Annotated in this window: 8 protein-coding genes; 4 read left to right on the plus strand and 4 right to left on the minus strand. The window is 70.7% G+C overall.

The annotated features are described in order from the left end of the window. Positions 1-364: 364 nt before the first annotated feature. The 4 genes from ACFYE1_RS15965 to ACFYE1_RS15980 all read right to left on the minus strand — a co-directional run bounded on the left by ACFYE1_RS15965 (position 365) and on the right by ACFYE1_RS15980 (position 3652). On the minus strand, positions 365-1747 hold the full coding sequence (locus ACFYE1_RS15965) for a PepSY-associated TM helix domain-containing protein (RefSeq protein WP_387745026.1): 1383 nt from the start codon (positions 1745-1747) through the stop codon (positions 365-367). 351 nt (positions 1748-2098) lie between these two features. Next, positions 2099-2491 carry a hypothetical protein gene (locus ACFYE1_RS15970; RefSeq protein WP_387745029.1) on the minus strand — a complete coding sequence of 131 codons (393 nt, stop codon included), beginning with the start codon at positions 2489-2491 and terminating at the stop codon, positions 2099-2101. A 195-nt stretch (positions 2492-2686) separates the two neighbouring features. Next, positions 2687-3313: an iron transporter gene (locus tag ACFYE1_RS15975; protein ID WP_387745032.1), complete on the minus strand. Its 627-nt coding sequence runs from the start codon at positions 3311-3313 to the stop codon at positions 2687-2689. A 132-nt stretch (positions 3314-3445) separates the two neighbouring features. After that, entirely contained in the window at positions 3446-3652 is a 207-nt protein-coding gene (locus ACFYE1_RS15980) for an MbtH family NRPS accessory protein (protein WP_387745035.1), read from the minus strand. Between the two features lie 754 nt (positions 3653-4406). Between ACFYE1_RS15980 and ACFYE1_RS15985 the strand changes: the two genes are divergently transcribed. From ACFYE1_RS15985 to ACFYE1_RS16000, 4 genes are all read left to right on the plus strand, one after another. Further along, a complete protein-coding gene (locus ACFYE1_RS15985; RefSeq protein WP_387745038.1) occupies positions 4407-4727 on the plus strand; it encodes a DUF2218 domain-containing protein in 321 nt (106 codons plus the stop codon). A gap of 582 nt (positions 4728-5309) precedes the next feature. Next, positions 5310-6335, plus strand: a complete 1026-nt coding sequence (locus ACFYE1_RS15990; protein ID WP_387745041.1) for an iron-siderophore ABC transporter substrate-binding protein — start codon at positions 5310-5312, stop codon at positions 6333-6335. A 55-nt stretch (positions 6336-6390) separates the two neighbouring features. Continuing rightward, positions 6391-7374 (plus strand): FecCD family ABC transporter permease, encoded by a 984-nt coding sequence (locus tag ACFYE1_RS15995; RefSeq protein WP_387745044.1) that lies wholly within the window; start codon positions 6391-6393, stop codon positions 7372-7374. Further along, on the plus strand, positions 7371-7619 hold the full coding sequence (locus ACFYE1_RS16000) for a hypothetical protein (RefSeq protein WP_387745047.1): 249 nt from the start codon (positions 7371-7373) through the stop codon (positions 7617-7619). Before ACFYE1_RS15995 ends, ACFYE1_RS16000 begins: the two co-directional genes overlap by 4 nt. Positions 7620-7657 lie beyond the last annotated feature (38 nt).

The raw sequence follows: 7657 nt of genomic DNA on the forward strand, positions 1-7657 counted from the left end.
GGGGGCTTCGTCCTGGTCGCGGCAGCACCTGGCCGCGGCCGGACACACCATGGACAGCCCCGGCACGGGTGGGACGGCCTGAGGGGACCGGCGGGCTCGGAGGTGGTCACGGGCGTCGAGTTCGCCGAGGCCGTCCTGGGGGTGGAGTGGAAGAGCCCCTCATGGGCGAGCGCGGGGGTGGTGGTCACGCCGGTCAGGGCGCCTGCCACCGCGACGGTGGCGACGATCCGGCGCAGGGCCGGGCGACGCGGGCGGGTGGTCCTGAGAATCATGTCCTTCCTCGCGAACGTGGGGTGCACAGGGGCTCAGAGGAGAGCCCCCGCGACGGGACACGGATCGATGGTCTCGGCAGGGGAGGTCGAGGTCAGGTGGTCGAGGAACGGGCCCTGCGGGCGGCGACCACGCCCAAGAGCACGTCCAGGGCCAGGAAAGCGGCCAGGCTCGTCCCCAGCAGCGGGAAGAACGCTCCCAGGGCCACTGTGACGACGGCGATCCCGGCGGCTGCCGGCAGGGGTGCCCGGCGCAGCGACCCGCGCTCCGGGGCGGAACCGAGCGCCACTCCGGTGGCCCGGGTGGGCCGGCGGCGCCACCACATCAGGTACCCCCACACCACCATCGCAGCCAGACCCAGGGCGAGCACGGCCAGGACGAGCTGGTTGAGAACCCCGAACAGCACCCCCATGTGCGCGGCCACCCCCCACTGGGCCAGCTTGGCCACGAGCCCGAACTCGGCGAAGCGCACCTGATCGCTGACCTGCTCGGTGGCGGGGTCCACGGCGACCGCATCGACCTGGGTGGGCCAGGACCGGTCGATCTCGGCCACGGACCACGCCGTTCCGGCATCGGTGGCGGGCTTGATCTCCAGCAGCTGGGCGTCGATGCCGTTGTCCCGGGCGGTGGCCAGCACCGCGTCGAAGGATCCGGCGTCCTGTCCAGCGGCCTCGACCATCGCGGTGTGATGGTGGGAGCCCCCGTGCTCCGCATGCTCACCTCCACCGGCCGGGGCCTGGGCCGGGTCCAGGGTCTTCTCCAGAGCCGGGGTGGTCCAGCCCAGGGTGGCGCGCAGCTCGGTGACGTTGGCCCCCGCATAGGTCGACCAGGTCAGCCCGGTGGCCGCGAGGAACACGAACCCCAGGCCCAGCCACACCCCGGTCGCGGCGTGGAAGGACCGGGTGCGCCGGTACGTGTTCGTGGTGGCGGTGTCCGGGACCAGCAGGCCCCGGGTCCGGCGCCCGGCTCGTGTGCTGCGCCAGCGGGCCGCCCACAGGAGAAGCCCGGTGGTGGCGATGACCCACAGCCAGGAGGCGGCCAGCTCGCTGTAGATGCGTCCCGGTTCGCCCAGCAGCAGGCTGCGGTGGAGCTCTCCGATGGTGGTGCGCAGCGGCAGCGACCCGCTGGTGCCGTAGACGGTCTCCTCCCCGACCACCTCACCGGTGCCCGGGTCCACGAACACGCCCCGGTGCGCGGAGGCGCCCAGGGCCGGATCGGTGAACATCACCCGGGTGGTGGACCCGGGCTCGGCCGGGCGCACCGCCGCCGGGGCGGCCTGAAGGCCGGTGGCGGTCTGGGCGGCGGCGACCTGGGCGTCCAGGGACAGCGGTTGCTCGACCGTCGTGCCGGTCAGGGCCTCGGCGTACAGGACCTTCTCCAGCTGCGGGCTCAACGCGTACAGAGCCCCCGAGACGGCGGCGACGAGCAGGAAGGGGCCGATGAACACCCCGATGTAGAAGTGCAGGCGCAGCAGCAACTGCCGACCCCACCCCCTCGAGGACGGAGCCGCCGGTGGTGGAGTGGCGGGAGGGGCTGGAACGTGGTGGGTGCAGACATGGCGGAACCACTCGGACACGTGGGGCGGAGACGGAGGCGCTCGCCGTGCACCGGTGTCCACAGCAGCAACCCGAACGAGGACGGTCCAGCGGTGCTGCCGGCCGACCTGGCGTCGCCACAGGTTCGTGGCCACCGGCAGCACCGGACGGGTGCACCACCACGGGTGGTGCAGGTGCGAACGGACTCACCCGTCTCCGGAAGACGGTGGTGGAACCTCCTCGCCCCGTGCCGAGCAATGCTCAGCAGGTGCGGGGCGCGGAGGGGACTTCGGTCACACCACCGGTGCCGGCGGCCCCCTGCGCGAGATGGCGCCACGCACCCACCCGGTGCCGTGCAGCCCATGGTGGAGGAACGCCCCGGTCCGGTGCACCGGACGCGCCGCCGGAATCAACGGCATGATCAGCGCCAGCACCTGATGATCCGGGTGCTCAGCGCATCGACCAGGCTCCACCAGGACTTCTCCTCGCACCGGTCCCATCCGGCGCCCGGCCAACAGCACGCACACTGGGCCCGCCCCCGCCAGCGCCACCAGCAGCAGCACCGGATGCGGCGTGGACGCATCAGCGGCACAGTGGGAGAGTCCGGCCAGGGAGGTGGACAGGATCGCTGCCGCCCACCCGCGCACCAGACGCGCCTTCAGGCGCACCGCACCGTGCTGGAGCATCCACCTCACCTCCCGCACCGGGCATACCGACCAGCCTGTCAGGCCCGGCCCCTGGAGTCCGGCGCAGGGAAGCCCACCGCACCCGGCCCCTCACACCTGGGACTCCATCTTGATCATGTCCGTCTCAGGTTGGAGAACCCTTGACCTCGACCTCCTGTCCCGGCTCAGCCCAGGGGCCCAGCTTGTGCCACGGGCTCAGTCTCCGGGCTCCAGACGGACCTCTTCGAAGGTGACGGTCACCGGCTCCAGCAGGGTCAGCTCTTCGAGGCTCTCCCCATGCCGGGTGAACTCCGGCGGTTGCAGAGAAGCACGCAGGGTGTAGTCGCCTTCGGCCGGGATGCTGAAGTTGTGCGCGTAGTGGAAGAACTCCGCGTTGAAGAACATCAGCTCCTTCTCGTCCACGACCTCGCCGGTGTCGTCGAGGACCTCCAGATGGATCGGCACATCGGGCACGATACGACCGGTGGCCGCTTCGATCGGGATGATCTCCAGGTGGTGCGTCTCCCCGGCGGCGGGTTCGCGCCGGACCGGCTCCCCATCGGTGGTCTCGAACCAGGGCTCGGCCGGCTCGACGATGTAGGCGACCTCCCAGTCCCCGGACGAGGTGCGCCCGCCCTCGGCCCCGACCTCTTCGGTCAGGGTGGCGTACTGGGCGGCGACCCCTTCGGGCACCGCGCCGGTCGCGGTCGTGGCTTCCGGCGTGGCTGCTGGGGTCTCGGTCGCGGCGTCGGAGGTGGGAGTTCGGGCTTCGTCGGTGCCGCAGCCGGCCAGGAGCAGCGGGGTGAGCACCGCGGTGACGGCGATCGGTCGGTACGAGGACATGAGCATCGCTTTCTTCCAGGACGGACGAGGAGGGTGGAGATGCCGATCAGTGAGGGCTTCGTGCGGCGGAATGTCCGGTGCCGGATGCGATCGCGTGCCGGCCTCTCCACAGCCCTCGCGCAGGACCGGCCGTCAACGAGCCGGCGACCGTGCGTCTGCGTCGAGGGCGGGTGCGCTGGGGTGGCAGTCCAGATAGGTCTGGGCTTCGTGGCGGGGTGCTGGGCACAGGGCGGTGGTCCAGCCGAAGGGCACCGGGCAGGGCGCGGGCCAGAGGCAGGGGTGGCCGTGGCTGTCGATCACCACGCGCACCTCGGCGTGCGGGTCGTCGAAAGGATCCATGATGCTCCTGGGGATCGGGCTGGGACGTTTCCGGAAGGACAGGGGCCGCTGCAGAGGCTCGGAACGTTCGCGGGAGCCGGTTGGCGCCGAACACCTGGACCGACCGATGCGAGTCGGTGAGGTTCACCCCGTGCGCCACCGGCCACGGGCTCCGGCCGCAGGGCGGGTTGTCCGGGCGCGGTGTGCCCTTCCCCGGCGTGTCGAACGAAGGCCTCCATGGCGGCGGTGTCGGTGATCCGGGCGTCGGTGAGGTCCACGACCACCCGGGTGACCGGGGTCAGGACCTTGGCCACGCGGATCAGGGGGTGCAGGGCGGACTGGGTGTCCATGGTGAGTAGGCCGGTGACGACCAGGCGCACGTGCTTGCCGTCCAGGTCGATCACCGCGACCACAGAAATCTTCGGAGACCCCACGGTGGCTCCCTTCGGCAGACGTGTCGGCGGTGCTCGATCGCGGCTGAACGACAGCCGGGGCACACCGGGTGGCGAGGACCAGCGCACCTCGGGTGTCGTTCAGCCGCAACGGAGCCCCCCGGGACCCACGGCGTGGTCCCCGGTCGGGTGTCGCACGGAGGAGGTTAGGAACGCCTTACCTCACTCCGCTGTGGCAGACTGTAGCAGTCGAAACAACATTAGCGAACACTTTATTGACGTAATAAGGCGGGGCCCGCTCCCGTGCTCGATCCTCACCGCCGACCTTCAGCCCACCAAGGTTGCGGGTGTCCCGCGTCGTCCAACACTCAGGAGATCAGTCCATGGCTCGACCTCGCATCGATCCCGCCGTCACGGCCCACGTCGCCCGGGCGGCGGTGGCCACCGAGACGGCTGCGCGCTACGCCAAGCAACTGGCCTCCCATTTCGGGCACAAGGCCGAGATCCGCACCGAGGCCGAAGGACCTCGGATCGTCCTCACCGTCGGCAGCTGCCTGCTCGTGCCCGGCGACCACGCCCTGGAGCTTCGTGCTCAGTCCGAGACTCGCGAGGGGCTCGAGCGGGTCCAGAAGGTGGTGGGGTCTCATCTGGAGCGATTCGGGCAGCGCGACGGCCTTGCCGTGGAATGGGTCGACCGCGCCTGAGGTGCACGAGCCTGCTGGTGCAGCGCGTTGCGGTACCTTCATCTCGCTGGGCCCCGATGGTGGCCTGCCCCCATGGTCCACGCTCCACTCGACCGCGGGCGGAGTGCCCGAGCCGCCTCGTCCGGACACCGGGTGGGGGAGTCGAGGCGCCGGTGCACCACCCACGTCAGCTCCGCTCCGGGCGGCGCTCATGGGGCGGAGGTCGCCGTCGGCGGGCGTTTCGACGACGGCCTGCGCGCGCACGGTGTCGTTGCGGCACACCGGGCGAGACACCTCGGGGCTCGCCTCGAACTCAAGGCGCGGGCGCCCGCCCGGCCGGGACCATGGGTCGAGCCCCCGGGCGGCAATAGCACATGAGTGTGTGCGCTAATGCTGTGGGATCGTGTTACGGTTCAGCAGAAGTAAGGACACCCTTATTTCGGCCTCGCCAGGCCGTCCAGCAGAAGGCTGTCCGCGATCCGGGCAGCCGCCTGCTGCTGGCCGCTCCCGCCGCCGCTGAGTACTCGGAGCACCCTTCCGCCGTGCCCCGTGACCACCCATGTTCCCGCCGTCTGCTGCACGGCTCCAGCCCGAAAGGCCACCATGTCTCGCCCCTTCAGACTCATCACGCTCTCTGCGGCCACGGTGCTCACCGTCGGACTTGCCGGCTGCTCCGTCTCGTCCTCGAGCGAGGGCGCGGAGGCGGGTGGGGACTGGACGCCGGTCACCATCGAGCACGCGCTGGGGACGACGACCATCGAGGCCAGACCGGAGCGTGTCGCGACGGTGAACTGGGCCAACCACGAGGTTCCGCTGGCACTGGGGGTGGTTCCGGTGGGCATGGCGGCGGCCAATTTCGGCGATGACGACGGCGACGGCGTGCTGCCGTGGGTCGACGAGAAGCTGGAGGAGCTGGGCGCGGAGACCCCGGTGCTGTTCGACGAGACCGACGGCATCGACTTCGAGGCGGTCGCGGACAGTCGGCCGGACGTGATTCTCGCGGCGTACTCGGGGCTGACCCAGGAGGACTACGACACCCTCAACGAGATCGCCCCGGTGGTCGCCTATCCGGAGACCGCCTGGGGGACCCCGTGGCGGGAGATGATCCAGCTGAACAGCCAGGCACTGGGCATGGCCCAGGAGGGCGAGCAGCTGATCTCCAACCTGGAGCAGGAGATCACCGACACGGTCGCCGAGCACCCGCAGATCCAGGACCGGTCGGCGATGTTCCTCACGCACGTGGACACCACCGATCTGAGCGAGGTCAGCTTCTACACCACCCACGACACCCGAGCGATGTTCTTCGAGGACCTGGGCCTGACCACACCGGACAGCGTCGCCGAGGCCTCCGCGGGCACGGAGCAGTTCTCCCTGACGCAGAGTGCGGAGCAGGCCGACGCCTTCAACGACGTCGACATCATCGTGACCTACGGCGGGGACGAGCTGGTCACCGCCCTGAAGGAGGACCCGCTGCTGTCGCAGATGCCCGCGGTGGCCAACGACGCGGTGGTTAATCTGCCCGGCGACGACCCGCTGGGCACCGCGGCGAACCCGACGCCGCTGTCGATCTCCTGGGTCCTGGAGGACTACCTGTCGCTGCTGGACGCCGCCGCCGACCAGGCACCGTGATCCGCACCGGCACCGGACCCCGCGTGGACGCCCCGCAGCGGCACGCCCACGCGGGGTGCTCCCGTGGTGGACGCTCGTCCTGATCGGGGTCCTGGCGGCACTGGTGCTGGCCTCGATCACCGTGGGCTCGCGCGAGGTCGCCCATTCCGACATCGTCGCCGCTCTCGGCGGCTCGACCGAGGGCTTCGGCCAGGCCGCCGTCGCCAAACGCATCCCGCGCACCCTGCTGGCGCTCGTCGTCGGTGCGGCCCTGGCCGTGTCCGGGGCGGTCATGCAGGGCGTGACCCGCAATCCCCTGGCCGATCCCGGGATCCTGGGCGTGAACACCGGGGCGTCGCTGGCGGTGGTCACCGGGATCGCGTTCTTCGGCCTGACCTCCGCCACGAGCTTCATCTGGACCGCGATCGTCGGGGCCGCCATCACGGCCGTCCTCGTCTACGTCATCGGCTCCTTGGGGCGTGGCGGTGCCACTCCCCTGAAACTGGCCCTGGCCGGAGCCGCGTCCTCCGCGGCGCTGACCTCGCTCATCAGCGCCGTCGTGCTCCCGCGCGGCGACATCGCCGACGGCGTGCGGTCCTGGCAGATCGGCGGCGTGGGCGGCGGGACCACCCAGAGCGTTCAACAGGTCCTGCCCTTCCTCGCGGTAGGACTCGTCATCTGTCTGTGCTCCGCCCGCTCCCTGAACTCTCTGGCGCTGGGCGACGACCTCGCGGCCGGCCTCGGTGAACGCGTGGCTGCGGCACGTGCCGGGGCCGCCCTCGGAGCGGTCGTGCTGTGCGGGGCCGCAACCGCGGTGACCGGGCCCATCGGGTTCGTCGGCCTGGTCGTCCCCCATGCCTGCCGGCTCATCATCGGGGTGGACCACCGCTGGTTGCTGCCCTGCTCCGCCCTCGTCGGGGCGGCCCTGCTCACGGCCGCCGATGTTCTCGGGCGCATCGTGGCCCGGCCGGCTGAGATCGACGTCGGGATCGTCACCGCCCTGATCGGCGCACCGTTCTTCATCCACATCGTCCGCCGGCAGAAAGTCCGCGCCCTGTGACCGTCCAGCTGACCACCAGGCAGGCCGTCGCCCACGATCGCGGGCGCCGGACGCACCGCCGCCGCACCGTCACCACCGTGCTGACAGTCCTCATCGTGGCCATGTTCGCGCTTACACTCATGGCTGGGCAGACGTTCTACTCTCCCACTGAGGTGCTCAGGGTGATCCTCGCGGATGACGTGGCAGGTGCCAGCTTCACGGTCGGGCGGCTGAGCCTGGATGCGCCGACGTTGATTTTCTTGTGAGCTGATCGGGATCAGTTCATCGATTTCTAGTCTTGGGT

The sequence above is a fragment of the Kocuria nitroreducens genome, from assembly GCF_042879195.1.
Lineage (GTDB): Bacteria > Actinomycetota > Actinomycetes > Actinomycetales > Micrococcaceae > Kocuria > Kocuria nitroreducens.